General features: G+C 69.3%; 23 protein-coding genes and 2 pseudogenes. 9 read left to right on the top strand and 16 right to left on the bottom strand.

The window, feature by feature from the left end:
* The coding region (locus ABD989_RS16450; RefSeq protein WP_345314306.1) for a helix-turn-helix domain-containing protein at nucleotides 1-649 on the bottom strand (649 nt) is incomplete at its 3' end.
* 124 nt (nucleotides 650-773) lie between these two features.
* Nucleotides 774-875 (bottom strand): annotated as a pseudogene (locus tag ABD989_RS16445) (helix-turn-helix domain-containing protein); the annotation flags it as partial.
* A 69-nt stretch (nucleotides 876-944) separates the two neighbouring features.
* On the opposite strand from ABD989_RS16445, the pseudogene ABD989_RS17760 reads away from it, so the two are divergent.
* Nucleotides 945-1067: pseudogene (locus ABD989_RS17760) on the top strand (IS30 family transposase); the annotation flags it as partial.
* 137 nt (nucleotides 1068-1204) lie between these two features.
* Here ABD989_RS17760 and ABD989_RS16440 read toward each other — a convergent pair.
* From ABD989_RS16440 to ABD989_RS16425, 4 genes are read right to left on the bottom strand one after another with little or no spacing between them, the layout of a single operon-like run.
* The gene (locus ABD989_RS16440; protein WP_246994321.1) at nucleotides 1205-2371 is read right to left on the bottom strand and encodes an aminodeoxychorismate synthase component I; all 1167 of its coding nucleotides are present in this window, start codon (nucleotides 2369-2371) and stop codon (nucleotides 1205-1207) included.
* Entirely contained in the window at nucleotides 2368-3909 is a 1542-nt protein-coding gene (gene metG, locus ABD989_RS16435) for a methionine--tRNA ligase (protein WP_345314305.1), read from the bottom strand. The genes ABD989_RS16440 and metG overlap by 4 nt, the downstream gene beginning before the upstream one ends.
* 46 nt (nucleotides 3910-3955) lie before the next feature.
* Nucleotides 3956-6385: a glycoside hydrolase family 65 protein gene (locus tag ABD989_RS16430; RefSeq protein WP_345314304.1), complete on the bottom strand. Its 2430-nt coding sequence runs from the start codon at nucleotides 6383-6385 to the stop codon at nucleotides 3956-3958.
* 15 nt (nucleotides 6386-6400) lie between these two features.
* Nucleotides 6401-7126, bottom strand: a complete 726-nt coding sequence (locus ABD989_RS16425; protein WP_345314303.1) for an HAD family hydrolase — start codon at nucleotides 7124-7126, stop codon at nucleotides 6401-6403.
* Between the two features lie 113 nt (nucleotides 7127-7239).
* Here ABD989_RS16425 and ABD989_RS16420 point away from each other — a divergent pair, with 113 nt between their 5' ends.
* The 6 genes from ABD989_RS16420 to ABD989_RS16395 all read left to right on the top strand — a co-directional run bounded on the left by ABD989_RS16420 (nucleotide 7240) and on the right by ABD989_RS16395 (nucleotide 13739).
* Entirely contained in the window at nucleotides 7240-8133 is an 894-nt protein-coding gene (locus ABD989_RS16420; protein ID WP_425556555.1) for a TatD family hydrolase, read from the top strand.
* A gap of 76 nt (nucleotides 8134-8209) precedes the next feature.
* Complete coding sequence (locus ABD989_RS16415; RefSeq protein ID WP_246994333.1) at nucleotides 8210-9322, top strand: resuscitation-promoting factor; 1113 nt, start codon at nucleotides 8210-8212, stop codon at nucleotides 9320-9322.
* A gap of 48 nt (nucleotides 9323-9370) precedes the next feature.
* Nucleotides 9371-10258, top strand: coding sequence for a 16S rRNA (adenine(1518)-N(6)/adenine(1519)-N(6))-dimethyltransferase RsmA (rsmA, locus tag ABD989_RS16410; protein WP_345314301.1), 888 nt, complete (start codon nucleotides 9371-9373; stop codon nucleotides 10256-10258).
* Nucleotides 10255-11175: a 4-(cytidine 5'-diphospho)-2-C-methyl-D-erythritol kinase gene (locus ABD989_RS16405; protein WP_345314300.1), complete on the top strand. Its 921-nt coding sequence runs from the start codon at nucleotides 10255-10257 to the stop codon at nucleotides 11173-11175. The genes rsmA and ABD989_RS16405 overlap by 4 nt, the downstream gene beginning before the upstream one ends.
* Before the next feature lie 38 nt (nucleotides 11176-11213).
* A complete protein-coding gene (locus ABD989_RS16400) occupies nucleotides 11214-13049 on the top strand; it encodes an ABC-F family ATP-binding cassette domain-containing protein (RefSeq protein WP_345314299.1) in 1836 nt (611 codons plus the stop codon).
* Between the two features lie 51 nt (nucleotides 13050-13100).
* Entirely contained in the window at nucleotides 13101-13739 is a 639-nt protein-coding gene (locus tag ABD989_RS16395) for a zinc ribbon domain-containing protein (protein WP_345314298.1), read from the top strand.
* Between the two features lie 9 nt (nucleotides 13740-13748).
* Here ABD989_RS16395 and ABD989_RS16390 read toward each other — a convergent pair whose 3' ends face one another.
* Nucleotides 13749-15275 carry an ATP-binding cassette domain-containing protein gene (locus tag ABD989_RS16390; RefSeq protein WP_345314297.1) on the bottom strand — a complete coding sequence of 509 codons (1527 nt, stop codon included), beginning with the start codon at nucleotides 15273-15275 and terminating at the stop codon, nucleotides 13749-13751.
* An 80-nt stretch (nucleotides 15276-15355) separates the two neighbouring features.
* Here ABD989_RS16390 and ABD989_RS16385 point away from each other — a divergent pair, with 80 nt between their 5' ends.
* Nucleotides 15356-16360 (top strand): enoyl-CoA hydratase/isomerase family protein, encoded by a 1005-nt coding sequence (locus ABD989_RS16385; RefSeq protein ID WP_246994345.1) that lies wholly within the window; start codon nucleotides 15356-15358, stop codon nucleotides 16358-16360.
* 27 nt (nucleotides 16361-16387) lie between these two features.
* On the opposite strand, the gene ABD989_RS16380 is transcribed toward ABD989_RS16385, so the two are convergent.
* From ABD989_RS16380 to ABD989_RS16345, 8 genes are all read right to left on the bottom strand, one after another.
* Nucleotides 16388-17101 carry a hypothetical protein gene (locus tag ABD989_RS16380; RefSeq protein WP_345314296.1) on the bottom strand — a complete coding sequence of 238 codons (714 nt, stop codon included), beginning with the start codon at nucleotides 17099-17101 and terminating at the stop codon, nucleotides 16388-16390.
* Nucleotides 17101-18708: a peptide chain release factor 3 gene (locus ABD989_RS16375; protein ID WP_345314295.1), complete on the bottom strand. Its 1608-nt coding sequence runs from the start codon at nucleotides 18706-18708 to the stop codon at nucleotides 17101-17103. Before ABD989_RS16375 ends, ABD989_RS16380 begins: the two co-directional genes overlap by 1 nt.
* A gap of 57 nt (nucleotides 18709-18765) precedes the next feature.
* Entirely contained in the window at nucleotides 18766-19785 is a 1020-nt protein-coding gene (locus ABD989_RS16370; protein ID WP_345314294.1) for a beta-ketoacyl-ACP synthase III, read from the bottom strand.
* A gap of 73 nt (nucleotides 19786-19858) precedes the next feature.
* Complete coding sequence (locus tag ABD989_RS16365) at nucleotides 19859-20980, bottom strand: beta-ketoacyl-ACP synthase 3 (protein ID WP_345314293.1); 1122 nt, start codon at nucleotides 20978-20980, stop codon at nucleotides 19859-19861.
* Nucleotides 20981-21103: 123 nt separating this feature from the next.
* Nucleotides 21104-22348 carry an MFS transporter gene (locus ABD989_RS16360; RefSeq protein ID WP_345314292.1) on the bottom strand — a complete coding sequence of 415 codons (1245 nt, stop codon included), beginning with the start codon at nucleotides 22346-22348 and terminating at the stop codon, nucleotides 21104-21106.
* Complete coding sequence (locus tag ABD989_RS16355; RefSeq protein WP_345314291.1) at nucleotides 22348-23709, bottom strand: GH1 family beta-glucosidase; 1362 nt, start codon at nucleotides 23707-23709, stop codon at nucleotides 22348-22350. Before ABD989_RS16355 ends, ABD989_RS16360 begins: the two co-directional genes overlap by 1 nt.
* A gap of 20 nt (nucleotides 23710-23729) precedes the next feature.
* Nucleotides 23730-24290 (bottom strand): aminoacyl-tRNA hydrolase, encoded by a 561-nt coding sequence (gene pth / locus ABD989_RS16350; RefSeq protein ID WP_425556554.1) that lies wholly within the window; start codon nucleotides 24288-24290, stop codon nucleotides 23730-23732.
* A gap of 8 nt (nucleotides 24291-24298) precedes the next feature.
* Complete coding sequence (locus ABD989_RS16345; protein ID WP_345314290.1) at nucleotides 24299-24904, bottom strand: 50S ribosomal protein L25/general stress protein Ctc; 606 nt, start codon at nucleotides 24902-24904, stop codon at nucleotides 24299-24301.
* A 190-nt stretch (nucleotides 24905-25094) separates the two neighbouring features.
* Here ABD989_RS16345 and ABD989_RS16340 point away from each other — a divergent pair, with 190 nt between their 5' ends.
* The gene (locus ABD989_RS16340) at nucleotides 25095-25571 is read left to right on the top strand and encodes a limonene-1,2-epoxide hydrolase family protein (RefSeq protein ID WP_345314289.1); all 477 of its coding nucleotides are present in this window, start codon (nucleotides 25095-25097) and stop codon (nucleotides 25569-25571) included.
* Here the strand turns inward: ABD989_RS16340 and arsC are convergent.
* Nucleotides 25568-25909 (bottom strand): arsenate reductase (glutaredoxin), encoded by a 342-nt coding sequence (gene arsC / locus ABD989_RS16335; RefSeq protein ID WP_345314288.1) that lies wholly within the window; start codon nucleotides 25907-25909, stop codon nucleotides 25568-25570. The two genes, ABD989_RS16340 and arsC, sit on opposite strands and share 4 nt — an antisense overlap.
* Between the last annotated feature and the right edge of the window lie 21 nt (nucleotides 25910-25930).

Genomic DNA, 25930 nt, shown 5'->3' with positions numbered 1-25930 from the left:
ACTGTTTGAGGACGTGTTTGGATCGTCCGCCGATCATGTCGAGCAGGCGTGCGGGGCCGGTCCCGTCGATGACCGGGGTCAGATCGATCAGGACGGTGACGAAACTCGGGTCTCCTTGTCCGCGAACGTGTTTCCATTTGTGTTCGTCCACGCCGAGGCAGCGGACACCGTCGAGGTGGTCGCCGTTGTAGACCAGGGTGCGAGCGGCGTCTGTGGCGATGGTATTGACCGTTCTCCAGGCGATGCCGAGGTTGGCGGCGACTGCGGCCACGCTCATCTTGTCGACCACGATGCGCTGCAGAATCCAGCGCTTCGTCCTGTTCGTGACCACTGCTCGCGCCCTGGCGATGTGATCGATCCTCGCGTGGAAGACCGACCTGGAGCAGTCGCTGGTGTGGCACACGAACCGCGGAACCGCCACGTGCAAGAGGACTGGATGGCCGGCAGCGGGCGTGTCGGTCAGGACCCGTGCGACCCGATCGCGTGGTTGACCTGCCATATTGCAGTCCGGGCATCGGCGATCGGGGTCGAGGACCTCGCAGAATATGTGGGTCCGGTCCTCGGCGTCGACGGCAGCCCCGGTGATCGTGACGCCGAGTTCGACGGTTCGGCAGATGGTGTCAGCGATGAGGCAAGTAGGCTCGTTCATGGGTCCTGTGGTGGCGAGAAGTTTGTGTCAGAGCCTTCATTCTCACACCCAGGGCCCGCCTACATGTTGTGGTCGCCCGCGCTCGTCCCGAACCTCACCTACGCACTCTCAGATACGAAGAGCCCGTATTCCTGGCGACACCGGTCCGCCTGACGATCGCCTTGATCGGTAGTCCCTCGGCCTTGTGCAGCCGACGGATCTCGGCCCAATCTTCCACAGAAATCACACCCTCCAGAGTGTCGAAGGGGGTCAACATTCACCCGTCGTCTGGGGGTCAGTATTCACGCGTCGTCGACAGCTCTACCTGGAAGCGATCGCCCGCGAGCTCAATGAGCGGCCACGCCAATGCCTGGGCTTCTACACCCCGAGGGAAGCCTTCGAACGCCTACTCAAAGACAACGTTGCTTCCACGATTTGACACCGCCGGTTCTTCACCAGAAAGGTGCTCCTCGTCCTGCGTGTGATTGTCGTGTCGTAACAACGATTATTGCAGGTCAGAGCACCGTTCTTCATGAAATCCGCACGTCGGCCGAATTCAGCGATGAAAGCCCGAGGCTAGTTCGAGCGGGTGTGGGCCAGGATGGCCGCCGCTTTGTCGAGGCATTCCTGCCATTCGGCGGCCGGGTCGGAGTCGTAGGTGATGCCGCCGCCGACCCCGAGGGTCAGCGCGCCGTCCGGGGTGATCGATACGGTGCGGATCGCGACGTTGAGATCGAGGAGGCCGTCCGGGCCGGCGATCCCGACGGCGCCGCAGTAGACACCGCGGGGCTGGGCTTCCCACTCCGAGATGAGTTCGGCGGCACGGATTTTCGGCGTTCCGGTGACCGACGCCGGCGGGAACGCGGCGTCCAGGAGTGCGTCGTTGCCGACGGCGTCGTCGAGCTCGGCGGCGACCGTGGACACCAGATGCCACACGCCGGGGGCGCCGACCACAGTGAGGAGTTCGGGGACGCGCACCGTGCCGGTGCGGGCCACGCGCCCGAGGTCGTTGCGGACCAGGTCGACGATCATCACGTTCTCGGCGATGTCCTTGCCGGACTCGGCCAACACCATCGGGTCCACGTTGCGCGGCACGGTCCCCTTGATCGGCGACGACGTCACGGTGGTGCTGCGCCGGGACAGGAAGGTCTCCGGTGACAGGCTTGCCACCGTGCCCCAATCACCGTGCAGGAAGGCGGCTTTCGCGGGTTTTGTGGCGGCGGCGAGATCGGCGAAGTAGCGGTGTGGTGCGCCGTCGAGACGACCGGTGAAGCGGGTGCAGATGCAGGCTTGGTACACCTCGCCCGCGGCGATCGCCTCCAGACACGAGGAGACGGCGGCCAGGTGCGGTGCGCGTTCCGGGGGCGTCCACGACGTCGACCATGCGGACCGCGGCGCGGGCGCGCCCGCCGACAACGGCGGCAGCCAGTCGGGGAGCGGCGCTCCGACCGGGCTCTCCCACGACCACCGGCCGTCGCGGAGCACGAGGATCCCGTCGGTCAGACCGCCGACCGCCGGCGGGAGCGGGCCCTGCTCGCCGCGCACGGGAAAACCCAAGTAGCCCAACCAGAATCGGTCGGGGCGGTCGGGCGGCCGCAGCCCGGGGACCAGTTCGATCGACGGCGCGATCACCGCCTCGGCATCGCACCAATCGCCGATCAGGGCCGCCGGACCCGGTCGCCCCGCAGCGTCGGCCGCATCGGCGAGGGCGCCGAACAGATCCAGCGCCGACGCCGCGTTCACTCGTCCTTGGCCAACTCGATGCGCGGGAAGACCGGACTCGGCTTGGGCAGCGCGACGCCGGGCTGCAGGCGGTTCCCGGCGGCGGCGAACTCGCGGTCGTCGTCGGACACGGCCAGCAGATCCAGGATGGTTCCGGTGGAGGTCGGCATCACCGGCTGCGCCAGCAGCGTCACGATGCGGATCACCTCGGCGCACACGTACAGGACGGTGCCGGTGCGCTCCAGATCGGTCTTGGCCAGCTTCCACGGCTCCTGCGCGGAGATGTAGCGGTTGGTCGCGGCCAGCGTGGACCACAGCGCTTCCAGGCCGAGGTGGATGGCCTGGGCATCGAAGTGCTGGCGCAGGATCGGCAGCAGGCCGTCGGCGGTGGCCAGCAGTTCCCGGTCGGCGTCGGTGAGCTCGGCGGGCGCCGGGAGGGTGCCGTCGAAGTACTTGCCGATCATGCTCAGCGTGCGCTGGGCCAGGTTGCCGTACTCGTTGGCCAGATCGGCGTTGGTGCGGGCGACGATGGCCTCGGCCGAGTACGAGCCGTCCTGGCCGTAGGACACCTCGCGCAGGAAGAAGAAGCGGACCGGGTCGACGCCGAACTCGTCGAGCAGCACGCCCGGGTCGATCACGTTGCCGAGCGACTTGCTCATCTTCTGCCCGTTGTTGAACAGGAAGCCGTGCGCGAAGACGCGCTTGGGTAGCTCGATGCCCGCGCTCATCAGGAACGCCGGCCAGTACACGCAGTGGAACCGGATGATGTCCTTGCCGATCACATGCAGGTCGGCGGGCCAGAACCGGGCGAAGGTCTCCGGATCGTCGGGGAAACCGGCGCCGGTCAGATAGTTGGTGAGGGCGTCGACCCACACGTACATCACGTGGCCGTCGCCGTCGGGCACCGGCACACCCCAGTCGAAGGTGGTGCGCGAGACCGACAGGTCCTTGAGGCCGCCGCCCACGAAACTGGCGACCTCGTTACGGCGCACGTCCGGGCCGATGAAGTCGGGCTGCGCCTGGTACAGCTCGAGCAGCTTGTCCTGGTATGCGGACAGTCGGAAGAAGTAGGTCTCCTCCTCGGTCCAGGTCAAGGCGTGGCCGTTCTCGGTGGCGACGCGGTTGCCGTCGGCGTCGACGGTGGTGTCGTCCTCGTTGACGAAGTTCTCGTCGCGGACGTCGTACCAGCCCGAGTAGGAGTCCAGGTAGATGTCGCCGCGCTCGACCATCCGGCGCCAGATCTCCTCGGAGGCGCGATGGTGGTCCGCGTCGGTGGTGCGGATGAACCGATCGAAGCTGGAGCCCAGCCGCTCCTGCAGCTCCTGGAAACGATCGGAGTTGCGCCGCGCCAGCTCGCCGGTGGGGATGCCCTCGGCCTCCGCGGTCTGCTGCATCTTCTGGCCGTGCTCGTCCGTTCCGGTCAGGAACAGGACGTCGTACCCGTCGAGGCGTTTGAAGCGGGCCAGGGTGTCGGCGGAGATGTACTCGTAGGCGTGCCCGATGTGGGGCGCGCCGTTCGGGTAGGCGATGGCCGTGGTGACGTAGAAGGCAGGACGCATAGTGAGTAGAAGGATACCGGTGGTGACGCAGTCGCTCGCGTGCCCTTCAGCTCGTCCGACGGTAGGGCTCGCACCCGATCGGCGGCAGCGGTGGCGTCTGCTCGGGAATGGGGACGATCGGCCGGGTCACCGGCGCGTCGCTGAGCGTGAACGGTTCACCGTGATGCGCCAGTTCGATGGGCGGACCGTCGAGCAGGCGGTAGGTGGCGCTGTCGGTGTCGATGGCGACGACGATCCGGGACTCGCGGACCATCATGCGGAACGACATGTAGTTCAGGTGCGACGGCAACCGCGGCGCGAAGGTGATGTGGCCGCCGAAGTCGCGCATGCCGCCGAAGCCGGCGACGCAGTCGGTCCAGGCGCCGCCCAGGGCCGCGATGTGTAGGCCGGAGACGACGTTGTTGTGCAGGTCGTGCAGGTCGGTGAACAGCGACTCGCACATCAGGTCGTAGGCGAGGTCGAGGTAGCCCACCTCGGCGGCGGACACCGATTCGCAGCACGCCGACAGCGACGAGTCGCGCACGGTGATCGGGTAGTAGTAGTCGAAGATGGTGCGCTTCTCGGCCTGGGTGAAGGCGTTGCCGAACAGGTAGGTCGCGAAGACCAGGTCGGCCTGCTTGACCACCTGCTTGCGGTAGAGGTCGAAGTACGGATAGTTCAGCAGCAGCGGGTAGCGGCCCAGGGAGGCGTCGAAGTCCCAGCGGTCGAGCAGGGTGAAGGCCTCGCTCTGCTGGTGCACGCCTGCGGCCTCGTCGTACGGGATGGTCATGTTGTCGGCGCACGAGTGCCAGTAGGCCACCTCGTCGTCGGTCACCCCGAGGTCCCGGGCCACGGCAGGCTGTCGTGCCACGGTCCACGCCGCGTCCCGAAGTGTTTGCTGCGCAGCGAGATTGGTGAACAGGTTGTTGTTGATGATGGCGGTGTACTCGTCCGGGCCGGTGACGCCGTCGATACGGAAGTTGCCGTTCACGTCGTGGTGTCCGAAGCCGGCGAAGAAGCGGGCGATCTCCACGAGAAGCTCGGTGCCGCACTCGATCTCGAAGCCCTCGTCGTTGGTGGCGCGGATGTAGCGCGCGGTGGCGTTCGCGATGTCGGCGGAGACGTGCACGCCGGCGGTGCCGGCCGGCCAGTAGCCGGAGCATTCGTCGCCCTCGATGGTGCGCCACGGGAACATCGCGCCCTGCTGGGCGAGTTCGGCCGCGCGCGCCTTGGCCTGGCCGAGTGTGGAGTGGCGCCAGCGCAACTCCTCGCCCGCGGCGCCCGGGACGGTGTAGGTGAGCATCGGCAGGACGAAACTCTCGGTGTCCCAGAAGGTGTGGCCGTCGTAGCCGGGACCGGTGAGGCCCTTGGCCGGGATGGCGCGGGACTGGCCGCGCGCGCCGGCCTGGAGAACGTGGAAGAGCGCGAACCGAATGGCCTGTTGCACCTCCGGATCGCCGTCGACCTCGATGTCGGCGTCGCGCCAGAACTCGTCGAGGTACTCGACCTGTTCGGCTTTCAGTGCCTCCCAACCGGTTTCGGCGGCCATGGCGAGCGCCGCCTCGACCTGCGAGCGCAGCGCGGGCACGCTGCGTCGGGCCGACCACCCGTAGGCGACGTACTTGGTGAGCACCAGGCGGCTGCCCTGCGGAACGGTGGCGGCCACGGTCATTCGCGCGAGGTCGCCGTCGGCGCGAATGGTCACGTCGGCGTTGCCGGGGGTGTCGAGCTCATGGCTCATCGCGGTGGCGACGGTCAGCCCGGAACGTTTGGTGTGGTGCACCAGGACCGCACTGTTGTCGTCGCAGTCGGCGAGCGCGGATACCAGGGGCTGGTCGAGGGCAGCGGCGAGCCGGGGGTCGTTCCCGGGCAGCGGGACCGGCTCGTTGGCCAGCAGATCGGACTGCAGCACCAGGCTCATGTCCTCGCCGATCGGCTCCACTTCGTACCGCGTGGCGACGATGGTGCGTTTGGTGAAGCTGACCAGCCGCTCGCTGCGGATCCGGACGGTGCGGCCGGTCGGGGAGGTCCACAGGGTGCTGCGACGCAGCGTGCCGGTGCGGAAGTCCAGGACCCGCTCGTGATCGACGGTGCGGCCGTAGCGCAGATCCATCGGCTCGTCCTCCACCAGCAGGCGGATGATCTTCCCGTCGGTCACGTTCACCACGGTCTGGCCGGCCTCGGGGTAGCCGTAGCCGCTTTCGGCGTACGGCAGGGCGCGCTTCTCGTAGAAGCCGCTCAGGTAGGTGCCCGGCTGCTCTACGGGCTCGCCCTCTTCGAAGGTGCCGCGCAGTCCGATGTGCCCGTTGGACAGCGCGAACAGGCTCTCAGTGCGACCGATCTGGTCGATATCCCAACCGCGCCAGCACAATTGCCACGGGTGTACGTCGAAGCCGTGCACGGGATGGACGCCGTGATGGGGCACGTTGGTCGGGTCGGTGTGGCTCGAGGTGTCGCCGTGCGTGGTGTGGGTCAGGGTGCCGTGCAGGTCAGCCATGGAGACTCCTCGTGGTCAGTGGGACAGGAGCGCGTCGAGGTCGGTGACGACCACGTCGGCGCCCGCGGTGGCCATGTTCTCCGCCTGGGGTCCGCCGACGCGATCGATGCCGACCACGTAGCCGAAATGTCCGGCGGCGCCGGCTTGGACACCGGAGATCGCGTCTTCGAAGACCGCCGCTTCCGTAGGGGCGACGCCCATCAGCTCGGCACCGCGCAGGTACGAGTCCGGTGCGGGCTTACCCCGCAGTTGCTCGTCGACGATGGTGTTGCCGTCCACCCGGTGTTCGACGAACGACGTCAGACCGGCGGCCTCGAGGACGGCGGCACCGTTCTTACTGGACGTGACCACCGCGATGCGCAGTCCAGCTTCGCGGGCGGCGTTCAGGTAGCGCACCGAGCCGGGGTAGGCGGTGACGCCGTCGCGGGCCAGGGTGGCGAGGAACTCGGTGTTCTTGGCTTCCGCGATCGCCTCGACCGCGGCGTCGTCGACCACGATGCTGCGCGAGGCGAGGAAGCCACGCACGCCGTCGAGGCGGGGACGGCCGTCCACATGATCGAGATAGTCGCGGTCGGCGAACGGTCGCAAGTCTTCGCCCGGCGCACCGCCGTCGGCGGCACGCGCCACCAGGAAGGCGTCGAAGGCACGACGCCAGGCTTCCGAATGCACGGTCGCGGTCGTGGTGAGGACGCCGTCGAGGTCGAAGAGCGCGACGGTGATCTGGGCAGGCAATCCGAGCACGAGGTGAACGCTACCTGTCCTGGCCTATCCTTGCTCCCTGTGAGCGTGCGCAGATTTGTACAGGTGGACGTCCTCGGCGCCGGGACGGTGGACCTGTGAACGACTCGGGAACCGTGGGCGAGTCCGGAACCAGCAGCGAACCATCGGGCCTGTCGGCGAAGGAGATCCGCAAGCGCAAGCGGCGTGAGCCGCCGCCGGACCCGCAGCCGCTGCCCGGCCTGATTGATGCCCACACCCACCTCGCCGCCTGCGGCGGTCGCACGCGCGAAGCGGTCGTCGACATCGTCGATCACGCCGAGCGGGTCGGGGTGGGGCAGGTGGTGACCGTGGCCGATGACATGGTCGACGCCCGGTGGGCGGTGGCGGCGGCGCACTGGGATTCGCGGGTGTTCGCGGCGGTGGGCCTGCATCCCACGCACGCCGCGGACCTGAACGACGAGAACCGTGCCGAACTCGAAGAGATGGTCGCCGACGATCGCGTGGTGGCCGTCGGCGAGACGGGACTGGACTACTACTGGACGGTCCATTCGGACACCTGCGCCGATCCGGCGACGCAGAAGGACGTCTTCGCCTGGCACATCGATCTCGCCAAGCGCAGCGGCAAGCCACTGATGATCCACAATCGCGAGGCCGATCGGGACCTGCTCGACGTGCTCGCCGCCGAAGGCAGCCCGGAAACGGTCATCATGCACTGCTTCTCCGGAGACGCCGCGATCGCTCGCGAATGCATCGACCGCGGCTACCTGTTGAGCTTCGCGGGCACTGTGAGCTTCGTTAATGCCGCGTCCCTGCGGGAGGCGGCGTCACTGGTGCCGCAGGATCAGCTGTTGGTCGAGACCGACGCACCCTTCCTGACCCCGCATCCCTACCGTGGCCAGCCGAATCAGTCGTATTGCCTGCCCTACACGGCGCGGGCGTTGGCGCAGGTGCGTGGCGATTCGGCGGAGCAACTCGCGGTGGCGTTGGGCGCCAATGCACGACGGGCGTACGGCTTACCGTTGCAATAACACACCCCTTTTCGTTACCGTGCTGTGACCCCATCGTTCGGGACGGTAGGGCGGATTTGTGTGCAGGAGCTTCGTTTTGTCTGTTTTTCAGCGTATTAATGCCACGCGCTCGGTGGGCGCTCGCGCCGTCACCGGTGCACTCCTCGTCGCCCTCGCCGGCGGCGGCGTCACCGGCATGGTGATGCACAAGGAACTGACGCTGGCAGTCGACGGACAGACCCGCGAAGTCTCCACGATGGCGTTCTCGGTGGAAGACCTGCTCAACGAGCAGGGCATCGAGCCCGCCTCGGGCGACAAGGTGAGCGCCGCCCTCGACAGCTCCCCGCAGAACGGCCAGGTCCTGAGCATCGACCGCCTCAAGCAGGTGGAGCTCAACCTCGACGGCCAGGTGCAACTGGTGACCACGCACAAGAACTCCGTCGGCGAGATCCTCGCCGAACAGGGCCTCACCTCCGCCGCCGTCACCACCGCGCTCGACCACCAGGTCCCGGTGGCCGGCGCCGACCTCGACGTGACGCTGCCCAAGCCGGTCGTCGTGGTGGACGCGGGCAAGAAGGAGCGCACCGTCGTCGCGGCGAAGACCGTGCGCGAGCTCTTCGAACGCACCGGCAACCCGCTGGCGCCCACCGACAAGGTGTTCCCGGCCGCCGACACCCCGGTCAGCAAGGACATGACCGTCAAGGTCACCCGGATCCGCACCGAGGACAAGACCGTCACCGAGAAGGTCGCCCCGCCGGAGATCACCAAGAAGGACCCCACCCTGGTCCGCGACCGCAAGGTGGTCGAGAAGCCGGGCACCCCGGGCAAGGCTGACGTGACCTACAAGGTGACCACCGTCGACGGCAAGGTCACCAAGCGCGAGAAGCTGGGCGAGAAGGTGCTCGTGGAGCCGAAGCCCGCCACCGTCCGGATCGGCACCAAGCCGGGCGCGCCGCACGTGCCCCACGGCGTGTGGGATGCGCTGGCGCAGTGCGAGGCCACCGGCAACTGGGCCATCAACACCGGCAACGGTTACTACGGCGGCCTGCAGTTCAACCAGAGCACCTGGGAGCGTTGGGGCGGCCTCGAGTACGCGCCGCGCGCCGACCTGGCCACCCGCGAAGAGCAGATCGCCATCGCCAAGAAGACCCAGGCCGCACAGGGCTGGGGCGCCTGGCCGAGCTGCACCTCCCGCCTGGGCCTGCGCTGACGCGCGCCCGCCGCACACGCGGGTTGACGCACCAGGGACAATGACCGGGTGACTGATTCGTCCGACGTGCGCCTCCTCGGTCCGGCCGAGATCCGCGGCCTGGCCGCCGAACTCGGCGTCCGACCCACCAAACAGCTCGGGCAGAACTTTGTGCACGACGCGAACACCGTGCGCCGCATCGTCGCTGTCTCCGGCGTGGGACCCGACGATGTGGTGCTGGAGGTGGGCCCCGGCCTCGGTTCGCTGACCCTGGCACTGCTGCAGACCGCCGGTCGCGTGGTGGCAGTGGAGATCGATCCGGTGCTGGCCGGCCGGCTACCGCAGACCATCGAGGAGTTCGCGCCGACGCGCCGCGACGACTTCGACGTGGTGACCGCGGACGCGATGAGCGTGCTGCCCGCACAGCTTCCGGTCACGCCCACCGCGCTGGTGGCGAACCTGCCCTACAACGTGGCGGTACCGGTGCTCCTGCACCTGATGGCGCACTTCCCGACCATCAAGACCGCGCTGGTGATGGTGCAGGCCGAGGTGGCTGACCGCCTCGCCGCCGATCCCGGCAGCCGCATCTACGGCGTCCCCAGCGTCAAGGCCCGCTACTTCGGCGCGGTCAAACGCGCCGGCGCCGTGGGCCGCAACGTGTTCTGGCCGGAGCCGAAGATCGAGTCGGGGCTGGTGCGCATCGACCGCCGCGACGAGTTCGGCACCGACGCCGACCATCGGCGCGCCACGTTCACCGCCATCGACGCCGCCTTCGCGCAACGCCGCAAGACCATGCGGTCGGCGCTGTCCGGATGGGCGGGCGGCGCACCGCGCGCCGAGGAACTGCTGCGGGCCGCCGACATCGACCCCGGGATCCGCGGCGAGAAGCTCGACGTCGCCGACTTCGTCCGGCTGGCCGAAGCCGCCGGGACCTCGGTGGCCGGAGGAGCCCGATGATGGGCGGGGCCACGGCGCGCGTACCGGCCAAGATCAACCTGCACTTGGGCGTGGGGCCGCTGCGCGAGGACGGCTACCACGAACTCAGCACCGTCTTCTGCGCCGTCTCGCTGTACGACGACGTGACGGTGCGGGCCGCCGACGAGTTGGCGATCACGGTCACCGGGGAGAGCTCCGGCGAGGTGCCTGCCGATCCGACGAATCTCGCCGCGCGCGGTGTCCTCGCCGTCGCCGAGTACGCCGGACGGTCCGAGACGAACGTGGCGATCGAGATCGCCAAGCAGATTCCGGTGGCCGGTGGCATGGCCGGCGGTTCCGCCGACGCCGCGGGCGCGATGCTGGCCGCGGCGCGGCTGTGGCGGGTCGACCTTGAACGCGAGACGCTCATGGACCTCGCCGCCGGACTCGGCAGCGATGTGCCGTTCGCCCTGCTCGGTGGCGCGGCCCTCGGCACCAACCGCGGTGAGAAGCTGCTGCCGGTGCTGCAGCGCGGCGAACTGTACTGGGTGATGGTGGTGGCCAAGACTGGGCTGTCGACCCCCGCGGTCTATCACGAGCTGGACCGCCTGCGGGCCGGGCGCGGGGAGACGGTCCCGGCACCGGAACGGCCCGACGAGCTGATGGTGGCGCTGGCCTCCGGGGACGTGCACGCGGTGGCGCCGTTGCTGCACAACGATTTACAGCCGGCGGCGCTGTCGCTGCAGCCGCTGCTGCGTCGTACGCTGCGGGCTGGCAAGGAGGCCGGGGCACTGGCCGGGATCGTGTCCGGGTCCGGGCCGACGTGCGCATTCCTCTGCGCCGACGCCGACGCGGCCATCGCGGTGGCCGCCGAACTGTCCGGGCTCGGGGTGGCCAAGGCGGTGCGCACCGCCCGCGGGCCGGTGCCCGGTGCCCGGTTGATCCCGGCGCACGGCTGATCCCACCCGAAACCACTGGCACGAACGAACGGAGAATCATGGCACGGCGTCCGGCGGATGCGGGCACCAACAGCTCGCTGGTGATCGTCGAGAAGGTGAGCAAGAGCTTCGGCATCAAGCCGCTGCTCGACGAGGTGAGTGTCGGTGTGCACGAAGGTGAACGCATCGGCGTGGTCGGCCTCAACGGCGGCGGCAAGACCACCCTCTTGGAGATCATCGCGGGCATCACCGAGCCGGACTCCGGGCGCGTCACGCGCACCGGTGGCCTGGAGATGGTGACCGTCACGCAGCGCGGTGAACTGCCTTCGGGCTCAACGGTTTTCGACGTGGTCCTCGGTGCGGGTACCGCCGAACACGAATGGGCGGGCGACGCGCGGATCCGCGGGATCCTGGCCGGGCTGGGCGTCGACGAGCTCCTCCAACGCGACGTCTCGGCCCTCTCCGGCGGGCAGCGGCGACGCGTAGCCCTCGCTGCGGCCCTGATCACCGACGCCGATCTGCTGATCCTGGACGAGCCCACTAACCACCTCGACATCGAGGGCGTGCACTGGCTGGCCGAGCACCTGACCTCGCGGCGCAGCGCGCTGGTGGTGGTGACCCACGATCGCTGGTTCCTGGACACCGTCGCCGACCGCACCTGGGAGGTGCATTCGGGTCGGGTCGACGCGTACGAGGGCGGCTACAACGACTGGGTCTTCGCCCGGGCCGAACGGTCGCGACTGGCCGACGCCGCCGAGGAACGCCGCCGCAACCTCGCACGCAAGGAACTGGCGTGGCTGCGCCGCGGCCCGCCCGCCCGCACCTCCAAGCCCAAGTACCGGGTGGAGGCCGCCGAGAAGCTGATCTCCGATGTGCCGCCGCCGCGGGACAGCGTCTCGCTGTCGGCCTTCGCCAAGCGCCGACTGGGCCGCGTGGCGATCGAGCTGGAGGACGCCCAGGTGCGCGCACCGGCCGCGGTCGACGGCACCGAGGGCCGCGTGCTGCTGGAGGACACCACCTGGCGGCTGGCGCCCGGCGAACGCATCGGTCTGGTCGGCGTCAACGGCTCCGGCAAGACCACGCTGCTGCGCGCGCTGGCCGGCGAGGTGCCGGTGGCGCCGGGCCGCCGGATCGTCGGCAAGACGGTGTCGCTGGGCTGGCTGCGCCAGGAGCTCGACGACCTCGACGAGGACCTGCGCCTGCTCGACGCCGTCGAGGAGGTGGCCGGGCACGTGATGGTGGGCGACAAGGAACTCTCCGCCAGCCAGCTGGCCGAGCGCCTCGGCTTCTCGCCGGCCCGGCAGCGCACGCCGATCCGCGACCTGTCCGGCGGCGAACGGCGGCGGTTGCAGTTCACTCGTGTCCTCATGGCCGAGCCCAACGTGCTGCTCCTCGACGAGCCGACCAACGACCTGGACATCGACACCCTGCAGCAGTTGGAGGACATCCTCGACGGCTGGGCGGGCACGCTGGTGGTGATCAGCCACGACCGGTACCTGATCGAGCGCATCTGCGACAGCACGTGGGCCCTGTTCGGCGACGGGAAGCTGACGAACCTGCCGCGCGGCATCGACCAGTACCTGGAGCGACGGGCCGACGACGCCAACGCGCAGACCAGCCGGGCCAAGGCGGCGGGTGCGACCAAGGCCGCGGCGGCGCCGGCGAGCTCCGGTTTGACGCCGGCCGAACACCAGGCCGCGCGCAAGGCGGTCAGTCGTGCCGAACGGCAGATGGAGAAGCTCGGTAAGCGGGAGGACGAACTGCACGCGGCCATGATCGACGCCGCCGTCGACCCCGAACGACTGGCTGCCCTGAACGACGAGCTGCAGCAGGTGCTCGCGGACAAGGAAGCCGCGGAACTGGAGTGGATGGCCGCCGCCGAACTGCTCGAGTGAGGGGTAGCCGTTAGTATCGGGGGAACTTCATCCCATTTGGAAGGTTTGTCGATGTCGTCCTCACTCCCGTTCACCGACAACTATCGCGACTTGTCGAACAGTGACGGCTACCAGTTCGAGTTCTGCTGTGAACGCTGCGGGAACGGCTACCGATCCGCCTTCCGCCGCAGCATGCGCAAGACGGGCGGGGCCCTGCTGCGCGGTGTCGGCGGGTTCCTCGGTGGCCGCGGCAGTTCGCTCGCCTACCAGGCGAGCAATGCACTCGACCGCGGCACCAACTCGACCGAGAAGGACGCCGCGCTGCGGGCTGCGGTCACCGAGATCTCGCCGATGTTCACCCAGTGCCGCGGCTGCGGCGACTGGGTCTGCGAGCAGGTCTGCTGGAACGATCAGGTGGGCCAGTGCGCCCGCTGCACGCCGATCCAGTCCGAGGAGTTGGCCCAGTTGCAGGCGCAGGCCCGGACGACGCAGTTGCGCGATGCGCTGCGGGAGACGTCGCTGATCGACGGCATCGACGTGGCGCAGCAGTCCATTCCGCGCTGCCCCGGCTGCCAGTCGCAGACCAGCGGCGGCAAGTTCTGCGGGAACTGTGGCCACGCTCTCGCGGCGGTCCGCGCCTGCGGGAGCTGTCAGGCCCAGAACCCGCCCGGCGCAGTCTTCTGCTCCGAATGCGGCAGCAGCCTGCTGTAGGTCGCAGACCTAGCTGAGCACGACCGTGCGGGTCAGGTCGACGCGGTCGACGAAACCCCGGTCGTGCGAGACCAGCACCAGGGCGCCGGTCCACTCGGACAGCGCCGTCAGCAGTGCTTCGACGGTGGCGGTATCGAGATTGTTGGTCGGTTCGTCGAGGATCAGCAGCTGCGGGTCCGGGGTGGACAGCAGCGCCGCCGCCAACCCGGCGCGCAGGCGTTCGCCGCCGGACAGGTCTGCCAGCCGACGTTGGGAGCTCTGACCGACGAAACCGAACCGGGCCAGGTGCGCGTGCACCTGCTCGAGTTCGGTGTCCCCGGCCAGCGCGTAGGCGGCCTCGGCCACGGTGCGGTCCTCGTCGCCGAACGTGATCACTTGCGGCACAACGGCATAGGGCACCGCGATCGCGGTGGGGTCGGCGGTCAGCGCGGCCAGCAGCCGCGACTTGCCGGCGCCGTTCCCGCCCGCCAGCAGCACCCGTTCGGGGCCGGTGATCGGCAGCCGCGGATCGACGATCACCTGAGTCCCGGTGCCGACGTCCGGGCTGTTCAGGCGCAACATCGGCGTGTCCGAACGCCGATTGTCGGCGCGCAACTCGGCCAGGTCGGCGCGCGCGCTCGCCACGGAATCCCGTTGTCCCCGTTCGAGTTTGCCCGCCGACACCTGCGCCTTGTTGGCGCGTAAGCCGGCGGCGATCGGCGGCAGCCGCTTCTCGACTTGGGCGCGCTGGGCGGTGCGTCGACGCCGCGCCAGCGCGGTCTGGGCGTCGTCGAACTGGCGCTGCTCGCGGCGCACCTGGGCGGCGGCCGTCGCCACCTGCTCGGCGTGCGTCGCCAGTTCGGCGTCGATCACGTCGCGATAGTGGGTGTAGTTGCCACCGAACGCGCGTAGTCGGCCCTCGCGCAGTTCCAGGGTATGGCCGGCGCGGTCGAGCAGTTCCAAGTCGTGGCTCACCACCAGCACGCTGCCGCCGAACTCGTCCAGCGCCCGGTGCAGGCGGACCCGCGAGTCGGCGTCGAGGTCGTTGGTCGGTTCGTCGAGCAGCAGCACCCCGGGCTGCGACAGCAGCGCCCGGGCCAGCGCGAGACTGCGGAACTGGCCGCCGGAGAGCCGGTCCAGCGGGCGGTCGATGTCGATCGGCAGGCCGAGCCGGTCCAGTTGGGCTACGGCGCGGGCCGCGAGGTCCCAGTCCTCGCCGACGGCTTCGAAGTCGGCCGGGTCCACGCTGCCGCCCTCGATGCGGGCCAGCGCCGCCAGATTGTCCGCGACCCCGAGGGCAGCGGCGATCGTCGACGCCGTCGCCGGGGTCGCCGACTCCTGGCGCACCAGCGCGATGAGGCCCTCGGCGGTCACGGTGCCGCCGTCGGGCGTACGCAGGCCCGCGAGGATCTCCAGCAGGGTGGTCTTGCCTGCGCCGTTGTCGCCGACCAAGGCGGTGAGGCCGGGGCCGAGGGCCAGATCGACGCCGTCGAGGACGGGCGCGCCGTCCGGCCACGCGAAGTGCAGGCCGACGGCGGTCAGAGCAGAAGAAGACATGGTGGGACCGAGGCTACGGCCTCTCCTCTGGTCCCGGCCACCCGTTTTCCGTCCACCAGTGGGGCACTAACGTTGGGGGTATGTCGTATATCCGCACCGCCGTGCACGGCGACGTCGGCGAGATCATCCTCGACCGACCCCGCGCCCTCAACGCCCTCGACCAGACGATGATCGACGACCTCTACGCCACCCTGCTGGCCTGGGCCGACGACGACGCCATCGAGACGGTGCTGGTGACCTCGGCCAGCGAGCGGGCCTTCTGCGCGGGCGGCGACATCCGCGCCATCCGGGAGAGCGCGGTGGACGGCGACGCTGCGGCCATCACGACCTACTTCGCCAGTGAGTACCGGCTCAACCAGCTGATCGCCGAATACCCCAAGGCCTACGTGGCGTTGATCGACGGCGCGGCGATGGGCGGCGGCCTCGGCATCAGCGTGCACGGCGAGGTGCGCGTGGTGACCGAACGCGCCGTCATCGCCATGCCGGAGACCGCGATCGGCTTCATCCCGGACGTCGGCTCCACCTACTTCCTGCCGCGGCTGCCGGACGGCGTCGGGCTGTGGCTGGGCCTGACCGGTGCGCGGTTGCGCGGCGCGGACGCGGTCGCGGTGGGGCTGGCCACGCACTTCGTGCCGTCCGACCGGCTCGACGGCGTGGCCGAGGCCATTCGCTCCGGGCTCGGTCTGCGCGCGGCGCTGGAGGACCACCGCGATCCGGTGAGCACCGACCTGCCGCTGACGCAGATCGCCGGCTACTTCGAGATCGGCGCGGACGCGGCCGGCCTCCTCGGCGGCCTGCGCGGCGCCGTCGGCGACGACTGGGCGCAAGAGGCCGCGGACCTGATGGAGGCCGCCTCGCCGACCAGCCTGCAGGTCACCGCCGTGCTACTGGAAGCGGGCGCGTCGTCGTCGCTGGAGGAGTGCCTGGAACGGGAGCTGCGCGCGGCCGAGAAGATCACCGCGACGCACGACTTCATCGAAGGTGTGCGGGCGGTCCTGGTGGACAAGGACCGCAGCCCCGCCTTCGATCCGGCCACGCTCGACGACGTCGACCCGATGGCCGTGGCGCAGATCGTCGGACAGTAGGCGGCACCCCGGCCGACATCGGCCCGGTCAGTGCTTGACCGAGAACCAACCGGACAAGACGGCGGTCGGCGGCGGCGGGACGGTGTCGTCGAGGTTGTAGTCGACGTCGTCGGACGGCGCGAACGGATTCGCGGCGCGCGTCGCCGCGGCCGCACAGTCGAACCGGCCGCTGGCGCCCTCGGCGGTGACCGTGCGCAGCAGGACCGCGCACTGATCGGCGAAGTAGTACGTGCCGCCGATCGACGCGCCGACGCGCGCGTTGATCGGGTAGTCGAGCGGGCCGACCTTCGGGACGTACCCGTTGCCCAGCGGGGGCAGGACGCCGCCGGTCAACGCGACCGTGTCGAACTCCACTTGGGCGCCTTCGCCGTTCGGGGCGGCGAAGGTGAACAGCAGGGTGTCCGGCGGCACCTGCGGGTCGTCCGCACCGCTCTTGGCGAACTCGACGCACGCCGCGCCCGGACCGGCGTACGGCGTGACGGCGACGTGAATCGATCCGCTGGAGTAGTCCAGGCCGTAGCCGCTGCGCACCACACGACCGGCAGGCGGCGTTTGGCCGCAGGCCTCGAGGCCGCGGCGCTGCGCGGGTGCCGGGGTGCGCGGCGCAGGCTGGGCGGAGGACACCGCGCGGTCGTCGGCGGGCTCGGCGGGCATCTCGCCGGTGTCGGCGCAGCCGGTCAGCAGCACACCGATCACGGCGAGCCCGGGCAGGCCCAAGCGGGTGTGGAGGGCGCGCCGCATCAGTTGTCGGCGGCGGCCACCAGCGGGGCCAGGACGAGGTCGGGGAATTCCTTCTCGATGAACTGCAGCCGCCACTTGTCGCCGAACAGCGCGAGGATCGCGCCGTCGCTGCGGGTGAACACCTCCACGCCGCGCTGGCGATCCAGCTCGGGTGCACTGGCCTCGTCGGTACGTCGCGCGAGCGAGTAGCCGAGCGGCTCCAAGATCGTGTCGACGTTGAACTCCGCCTTCATGCGCGCGGTGACCACCTCGAACTGCATGGGACCCACGGCCGCCAGCACCGGTGCGGCGTCGCCGCGGAGGTCGTTGCGGAGCACCTGCACCACGCCCTCGGCGTCGAGCTGGTCGATCGCCTTGCGGAACTGCTTGTACTTGTCTGCCGTGGTGACCCGCAGCGTGGAGAAGTGCTCGGGTGCGAACGACGGAATCGGCGGGTACTGGACTTTGGGCTCGATGTACAGCGTGTCGCCGGGCGCCAAGGCCATCGCGTTGACCAGGCCCACCACGTCGCCCGGGTAGGCGGTGTCGACGGTGGAGCGGTCGCGGCCGAAGACGGCCTGGGCGTACTTGGTGGCGAACGGCTTGCCGGTCTGCGCGTGCGTCACGACCATGCCGCGTTCGAATTCACCGGACACGATGCGCATGTAAGCGAGGCGGTCGCGATGGCTGGTGTCCATGCCAGCCTGCACCTTGAAGACCACGGCGCTGAACTCGTCGGTCACGGCGCGTTCGGTGCCGTCGATGCCTTCGCGGCCCTCGGGCGCCGGGGCGAACTCGACCAGCGCCTCCAGGAGCTGGCGCACACCGAAGTTGAGCATGGCGGAGGTGAAGATCATCGGCGAGGTCTGCCCGGCCAGGAACATCTCCTGGTCGTGGTCCTGACCCATCTCGCCGAGCAGTTCGCTCTCCTCCACGGCCGCGATCCACGCGTCGCCCTCGGACTCGAGCGCTTCGTCGGCGGAGAGGAACGCCTCGGGGGCGATCTTGGAGCCGCCGGCGGTACGGGTGAACTTGATGAACCCGCCGGTGCGACGATCCAGCAAACCGCGGAAGTCGCCCGCGATGCCGACCGGTACGAACAGGGGAGTGGGGATGAGGCCGATGCGGTCGGTGATCTCGTCGATCAGCTCCAGCGGCGTCTGGCCGGGGCGGTCCCACTTGTTCACCACGGTGATCACCGGGATGCCGCGGTGGCGACAGACCTGGAAGAGCTTGAGCGTCTGCGGCTCCAGACCCTTGGCGGCGTCGATCAGCATCACCGCGGCGTCGACCGCGGTCAGCACGCGGTAGGTGTCCTCGGAGAAGTCGGCGTGGCCGGGCGTGTCGACGAGGTTGATCACGCTGGGCTCGGTGCCGCTGTGCTCGCCGTCGTAGGCGAACTGCAGGGCGGTGGAACTGACCGAGATACCGCGGGCCTTCTCCATCTCCATCCAGTCCGAGACGGTGGAGCGTCGTCCGCCCTTGCCGTGCACCGCGCCGGCCTCGCTGATCATCCGGGCGTGCAACGCCAGCGCCTCGGTCATCGTCGACTTACCGGCGTCCGGGTGGGAGATGATGGCGAAGGTTCGACGGCGCTTCACTTCGCGTGCAATGGCCTCTGAACTCACCCGTTCACGCTATCGGCCCGACGGTGTAAGGAGCAAAAGAGTCGGCGCGGAGGTTCCTCACTCGAACGGAATCGGCGGCATCTTGATCACCTGGGCGGCGTAGCTGAGGCCGGCGCCGTAACCGAGCAGCAGCGCGGTGTCGCCCGGCTTGGCCTCGCCGGTCGACAGCAGCTGTTCCATGGCCAGCGGAATGGACGCGGCCGAAGTGTTGCCCGCGGTCTCGATGTCGTTCGCGATCGCGGTCTCCGGACGGAAGTTCAGGTGCTTGGCCAGGAGCTGGTTGATCCGGGTGTTGGCCTGGTGGGGCACGAAGACGTCGATGTCGGAGGCGTCCACCTTGGCGACGTCCATCGCCCGCTGTGCGGCCTTGCCCATCTCGAAGGCGGCCCAGCGGAACACCGCGGTGCCCTCCAGGCGCAGGTAGGGACGGTTCTCGTGGTCGTCGCCGTCGAGGAAGGTGATCCAGTCGATGTCCTGGCGGATGGCGTCGTACTGGCTGCCGTCGCTACCCCACACCACGGGTCCGAGCTCGAGCTCGGGGGTCGGGCCCACCACGACGGCCCCGGCGCCGTCGCCGAAGATGAAGCAGTTGGTGCGGTCGGTGGGATCCATGGTGACCGACAGCTGTTCGGCGCCGATCACCAGCACGTGCGTGGCGGTGCCGCCGCGAATCATGTCCGACGCCAAGCCCATCGCGTAGCCGAAGCCCGCGCAGCCGGCGGTCACGTCGAACGCCTGCACACCGTTCGCGCCGAGTTCGGTGGCGATCTTGGTGGCGCCTGCAGGGGTCAGCAGGAGGTGGGTGTTGGTCGCCAAGATCACCGCGTCGATGTCCGAACCGGACAGCAGCGCGTTGGCGATGGCCTTGCGGCCCGCCTGGATACCCATCTCGACGACGGTCTCGTCGCGGCGCGCGAACCGGCGACTCTTGATGCCGGTGCGCGTGTAGATCCACTCGTCCGACGAGTCGATCTGCTCGCAGATCTCGTCGTTGGTCACCACGCGATCGGGGCGGTAGGCCCCGATCGACAGCATGCCGATCTTGGAGATCCCGGGCAGCTCTGCGAATTCCACCATGGGTCCAATGTGTCACGGGCGCGACCTACTAAAAAGTAGTTCGCGCCCGTGCGTGTGTCGTGAGTGGTGGAAGCTAGTCGGCGTCGACCCCGGCCAGGTGCGCGGCGAGAGCGCCGGACGGCTGCTCGTCGAGGCCCTCGAAGCTGGTGACCTTCGGCGCCGGCGGGAGCGTGACCACGGCGCCGGCGTAGCTCAGGCCCGCGCCGAAGCCGAGCAGCAGCGCGGTGTCGCCGCCCTTGGCCTTGCCGGTGGCCAGCATCTCCTCGATGGCGAGCGGGATCGAGCCGGCCGAGGTATTGCCGGTGTTCTCGATGTCCCCGGCCATGGGCAGGTCGTCGGGCAGGCCCAGGTTCTTCTTCAGCAACTCGCTGATCCGCGCGTTGGCCTGGTGCGGAATGAAGACGTCGATGTCATCGAGCGCCGCACCGGATTCCGACAGCGAGGTGGTGAGCGCCTTGGGCAGGGTCACCGCGGCCCAGCGGAACACGCGGGGGCCCTCCATGTAGATCACCATGCGGCCCACCGGATCGGTCTCGGGATCCTTGCCCTGGTACTCGACGGCGCGCGCCATGTAGCTCACGGTGTCGATGTTCTGGGCGATGGCTTCGGCGTTCTCGCCGTCGCTGCCGGACACGATCGGGGAGATCCCGTTCTCCTCGGTGGGGCCGATCACCACGGCGCCGGCGCCGTCGCCGAAGATGAAGCCGGTGCTGCGGTCGGCGGGATCCAGGCCCACCGACATGGTCTCGGCGCCGATCACCACGGCGTAGGTGGCGCTGCCGGCGCGGATGGCGTCGGCGGCCACGCCGAGCGCGTAGCCGAAGCCGCCGCAGCCGGCCGAGACGTCGAACGCCGGGATGCCGTTGAGGCCCACGTCCGAGGCGACGATGGGTGCGCCGTGCGGGGTGTTGTACGGCCAGCTGCTGGTGCCGAGGACCAGCAGATCGATCTTGCTGCGGTCCACACCGGAGTTGACGATGGCGCGCTCGGCGGCGGTCTTGGCCAGGAAGCGGAGGTCCTCGTCGCCGGAGATCCAGCGACGGTTCCGCACGCCGCTGCGCTCGTAGATCCACTGGTCGGACGAGTCCATCACCTTGCAGAGGTCGTCGTTGCTGATCAGGCGGCCGGGGCGGCACGCGCCGATACCCAGCATGGAGACGTTCTGATGGCCGGAAGGAGTAGCCAGATTCGCCACAGCGCAGTCCTGTCTGTCGTGGACTGGCGTAGGTCTACGTCGTCCTTTTTGGATGGCCCCTTGTTACGGGATATTAACCAACGATGGTGGTGTGCCGGTTCGCCGCCCGGCCGCGAACATGAGTCAGGTCACGTCGACGGCCGATTTCTCGCGCGCCAGCAACGTGAGCAGGCCGCCGGCCACCGACAGTAGCGACGCCATCAGGAACAGCAGCCAGAAGCCGCCGACCGCCGCCACCAGGCCGGCGCCGAGCATCGGGCCGAGCAACTGGCCCAGGGCCGCGGCGACGTTCACCACGCCCAGATCGCGGCCGTGGTCCTCCTCGTGGGGGAGCAGATCGGTGGCGAAGGCCAATCCGACGGTGGAGAAGGCGCCGTAGCCGACGCCCATCAGCGCGGCGGCGACCAGGGTCATCGAGAAGGTCGGCACGGCGAGGATCAGCACCCCCGACAGCGCCTGGATGCAGGCCGCGATCACCGTCGGCATCCGGCGTCGGCCGGTGCGATCGGAAGCGAGGCCGGACACGATCGACGAGCCGACGACGAACACGGTGTAGACCACGACGAGCAGGAGCAGATTATTCTCGGCGGCGGTGTCGTCCTGGTCGAGGCCGTACAGGAGGAAGAACAGCAGCAGCGACGTACCCAGCGCGTTGCCGATGTTGGTCACCAGCCGCCCGGTGAGCATCCAGCTGAAGTCGCGGTCGCGCAGTGAGCGGAAACGATCGCGTTCCACGGTGGCCGCGCGGACGTCGCGCGTCGCCGGGGGATCGGGGAGGCCCAGCGCGGCGATCGTGCCGACCAGGGCCACGACGACGGCGAGGAACAGGTAGCCGCCCAGCACGCTCAGGCCGAGGGTCACCACCACGCCGACGCCGAGGACGATGCCGGCCGCCTGCGAGGAGCCGACCGCGGCCGATGCCGCGCCGCGCTGATCGGCGGGCAACTGGTCGGCGATCATGGCGGTGAACGCCGCCGAGGCGACCGCGATACCGGCCGAGACACCGATCCACGCCAGCGCCACCAGGGCCGGCTGGTGGGCCAGGCCGGTGAGGATCAGGCAGATCGCGGTGAGCCAGATGCCGCCCAGGGCCCACGCGCGACGACGGCCGCCCAGCCACGCGGGGAGACCTCCGGTGCGGTCCGAGGCAGCACCGGCCAGGGGCCCGGCGATCACCGCCACCAGGCCGCCGATGCCGAGGATGAGTCCGGAGATCACCACGCCGCGCACCCAATGGTCGCCGCCGTCGGACAGTTGGTCGTCGAGCTGCAGGGGAAGCAGCAGTTGCAGGGGCGTCAGCTGGACCATCCAGATGGCCAGCCAGGCCAGAGTGAAGAGCGTGAGCCAGCGCCTCCCGGCGCGCGGCATCACGAGCGGGCCGCAGCGATCAGCGCGCGATACCAGTCGTACGACGCCTTCGGTGTGCGCTCACCGGTGGTGAAGTCGACGTGCGCCAGACCGAAGCGCTGGGTGTAGCCGTCGGCCCATTCGAAATTGTCGATCAGCGACCAGACCGTGTACTCATCGACGCGGGCGCCGTCGGCCATCGCCGCCGCGACCGCCCGCACGTGCCCGTCGAGGTAGGAGATGCGGTCGACGTCGTCCACGCGGCCAGCCGCGTCGGGTTCGGGGAACGACGCGCCGTTCTCGCCGATAATCATCGGGGGCAGGGCGTCGCCGTAGCGCCGGTGGAAATCGACCAGGAGCGCGGTGAGCGCCTCCGGCATGATCCCCCAGTCCGGGCCGAAGCCGGTCACCGGGACGCCGGGCGTGGGCAGCATGTCGAACGGGATCGGGCTGTCCGCCGGCGGCGCACCGATGGTGGTGGGGTTGTAGTAGTTGATGCCGTAGAAGTCCGGGCGCTGCGAGATCAGCTCCAGGTCCCCGTCTTCGATCGGCAGTTCCGGCGAACCCAGGGCCGCCAGGTCCGGGTAGGCGCCGAGCAGCACGGGCTCGGCGAAGATCCGGTTGTGCAGCAGGTCGTAGGCGGCTGCGGCAGCGGCGGACTCCGCGGTGTCGTCGGCGGCCAGCACGTGGGTGTGATTGTTGGTCAGCCCCACCGCTTCGGCACCGGCCCGACGCAGGACTCCGGTGGCCAGTCCGTGTGCCAGCAGCTGGTGGTGCACGGTGGGCAGCGCGTCGAACAAAAGGAAACGACCGGGTGCCAGTTCGCCGACCGCATAGCCCTGCAGGGTGGTCATCGCCGGTTCGTTGAGGGTGTACCAGTGCTTGACGCGATCGCCGAGGTGATCGGCCACGAGCGCGGTGTAATCGGCGAAGCGGAGGGCGGTGTCGCGGGACAGCCAGCCGCCGGCCTCTTCCAGGCCGATGGGCAGATCCCAGTGGTAGAGCGTCGGGAAGGGCGTGACGCCGGCTTCCAGCAGGCCGTCGACGAGACGCGAATAGTAGTCCAGCCCAACGGGATTGGCAGCGCCGCGACCGTCGGGCTGCACCCGGACCCAGGAGATCGAGAAACGGTAGCGGTCCAGTCCGAGGCCCGCGGTGAGGGCGACGTCCTCGGCCCAGCGGTGGTAGCTGTCGGCGCCCGGATCGGCGGTGGAACCGTCGATCACCCGGTCGGGGGTGTCGACGAAGGTATCCCAGACGCTGGTGCCGCGGCCGCCTTCGGTGCGGGCACCTTCGATCTGGAAGGCCGCGGTGGCGGCGGAATAGCGCAGCTTCGACAGCTGGGCGAGGGGCAACGGTGACGACGAATTCAGACTGGACACAGTGTCAGACTAGAACACGTTCACCAGGTGTGGACAACGTTCTGCGCGGCCTCGAGACCCTGCTGCACCAGAAGTTCGGTGGCGTCGACGCCGTTGCCGATCAACAGGTCCACCTCCGCGCGGTCGGCGGAGGGGAAGGGCTTGAGCACGAAGTCGGCGGGATCCTGGCGACCGGGGGGACGCCCGATGCCCAGGCGCACGCGTTGGTAGTCGCGGGTGCCGAGGGCGGAGGTCAGCGAGCGGAGGCCGTTGTGCCCGCCTTCGCCACCGCCGCGCTTGAGGCGCACCTGGCCGAAGTCGATGTCGAGCTCGTCGTGCAGCACGATCACGTCGTCGGCCGCCACGTCGTAGTACTTGGCCAGCGGCCCGATCTGGCGGCCGGTGGTGTTCATGTAGGTCCGTGCTTTCGCGACCAGCACCGGGGTGCCGCCGATCCGCAGGGTCGCCACTTCGGCGCCCGACTTGCGGTGCACGGTGTACTTCTCGCCGTACGAGAAGACCAGGCGATCGGCGACCATCGCGCCGATGTTGTGCCTGGTCTTCTCGTAAGCGGGACCGGGATTCCCCAGTCCGATGATCAGAGTGGGAATTACTCTGCGGCTTCTGCTTCGCCGGCGGCTTCCTCGTCCTCGGTGGGCTCGGCAGCGGCCTTCGACTCGTTCACCGAAGCGACCAGCAGGTCGGCCGGCGAGACCAGGGTGACGCCCGCGGGCAGCTCCAGGTCGCCCGCGAAGATGTTGGCGACCGGCTCGAGGCCCTCGATCGAGGCGACGAGGTGCTCCGGGATCGACAGCGCGTCGGCCTCGATCTCCACGGCGCTGGCGTCCTGGACCACCAGGCCGCCGGCCGGGCCGGGCTCGCCCTCGACCACGATCGGGACCTCGACGATGACCTTCTCGCCGCGGCGGACGATCAGCAGGTCGACGTGCTGGATGTAGTCACGGGTCGCGTGCACGTCGACCTGACGGGTCAGTGCCAGCTGGCTTTCGCCGTCGATGTCGAGGTCGATGACGGCGTTGACGCCGCCGTTACGCAGGATGGCGGCCAGCGCCAGGTTCGGCAGCAGCAGGTGCTTGGGGTCGGTGCCGTGGCCGTACAGGACGGCGGGCACGTTGCCGGCGCGACGGTCACGACGGGCGGCGCCCTTGCCGGTGTCGACGCGGGGAGCGGTGCTCAGCTTCGGGGTCTGCGACATGGAGTTCTCCAACTTCTCGTGCGGCCCGATCTGATCCGGACTCGCTGGGGTGGTTACGCGGCAGACGACGGCCGAGACGAACAACCACCCGAGACAGCGGGGAGTGTCTTCCTGGTCGCGCCGATTACGGTGAACTCCACACGGTGGATCACCCTCGCCGAGACAACGGCAGCCAGTTTATCATGGGCCGATGACCTCCCCCAAGCCCGAACTGCTCGCTCCGGAACGCCTGGTGACCGACTTCTTCGCGGCCCTCGCGCAGGGGCGCGTGGAGCAGGCGCTCGCCGTGGTGGACGACGACATCCTCTACACCAACGTCGGGCTGCCGTCGGTGCGCGGCAAGCAACTGTTCGGCACGGTGATGGGCGCCCTCGGCGGCGGCGGGATCGTCGGGTTCGACCTCGAGATGCGCGCGATCAGCGCCGACGCCGACGGCGACGGCGTGGTGCTCACCGAGCGGATCGACGAACTCCGGGTGGGTCCGCTGCGGATGACCTTCTGGGTCTGCGGCCGCCACGAGGTGCGCGACGGCCGCCTCACCGTGTGGCGCGACTACTTCGACTTCGTCGCCGTCACGCGCGGCTTCGCCCGCGGCGTGCTCGCGCTGGCCATCCCGGCGCTGCGTCGACCGCTGCGCAACCCGATCAGCGCCTCCGCGGGGAGCTAGAGGATCTCGTCGATGTTCTCGACGGGGCGCGCCAGGCGGGTGCCCTTGTCGGTCACCACGAATGGACGCTCGACGAGCACCGGGTGCTCGACCATCGCGTCGAGCAGGGCGTCGTCGTCGGCCTCGGCGAGATTCAGTTCCTTGTAGAGAGCCTCGCGCTTGCGGACGGCCTGGCCGGGGGTGAGACCGGCGTCGGCGAACAGTTGCCGCAACTGCTCGCGCGTCCAGCCGAGGTCGAGGTACTTGATCACCGTCGGTTCCACGCCGGCCTCGCGGAGCTTGTCCAGGGTCTTGCGGGAAGTCGAGCAGCGGGGGTTGTGATAAATCGTCGCGTCCACATCCTCACCGTACCGCCGCTA

The organism is Gordonia alkaliphila, from assembly GCF_039542465.1.
Lineage (GTDB): Bacteria > Actinomycetota > Actinomycetes > Mycobacteriales > Mycobacteriaceae > Gordonia > Gordonia alkaliphila.
The sequence above is the reverse complement of the archived record's forward strand: the minus strand, read 5'-3'. Positions and strand labels throughout refer to the sequence as shown.

Bases quoted from the DNA above. Each gene is read 5' to 3' on its own strand.
- ABD989_RS16385 (WP_246994345.1), top strand. From the start codon at position 15,356: ATGTCGTATATCCGCACCGCCGTGCACGGCGACGTCGGCGAGATCATC.
- ABD989_RS16340 (WP_345314289.1), top strand. From the start codon at position 25,095: ATGACCTCCCCCAAGCCCGAACTGCTCGCTCCGGAACGCCTGGTGACC.
- ABD989_RS16370 (WP_345314294.1), bottom strand. From the start codon at position 19,785: ATGGTGGAATTCGCAGAGCTGCCCGGGATCTCCAAGATCGGCATGCTG.
- ABD989_RS16430 (WP_345314304.1), bottom strand. From the start codon at position 6,385: ATGGCTGACCTGCACGGCACCCTGACCCACACCACGCACGGCGACACC.
- ABD989_RS16345 (WP_345314290.1), bottom strand. From the start codon at position 24,904: ATGTCGCAGACCCCGAAGCTGAGCACCGCTCCCCGCGTCGACACCGGC.
- ABD989_RS16405 (WP_345314300.1), top strand. From the start codon at position 10,255: ATGATGGGCGGGGCCACGGCGCGCGTACCGGCCAAGATCAACCTGCAC.
- ABD989_RS16400 (WP_345314299.1), top strand. From the start codon at position 11,214: ATGGCACGGCGTCCGGCGGATGCGGGCACCAACAGCTCGCTGGTGATC.
- ABD989_RS16360 (WP_345314292.1), bottom strand. From the start codon at position 22,348: ATGCCGCGCGCCGGGAGGCGCTGGCTCACGCTCTTCACTCTGGCCTGG.
- ABD989_RS16395 (WP_345314298.1), top strand. From the start codon at position 13,101: ATGTCGTCCTCACTCCCGTTCACCGACAACTATCGCGACTTGTCGAAC.
- ABD989_RS16390 (WP_345314297.1), bottom strand. From the start codon at position 15,275: ATGTCTTCTTCTGCTCTGACCGCCGTCGGCCTGCACTTCGCGTGGCCG.
- metG (WP_345314305.1), bottom strand. From the start codon at position 3,909: ATGCGTCCTGCCTTCTACGTCACCACGGCCATCGCCTACCCGAACGGC.
- ABD989_RS16380 (WP_345314296.1), bottom strand. From the start codon at position 17,101: ATGCGGCGCGCCCTCCACACCCGCTTGGGCCTGCCCGGGCTCGCCGTG.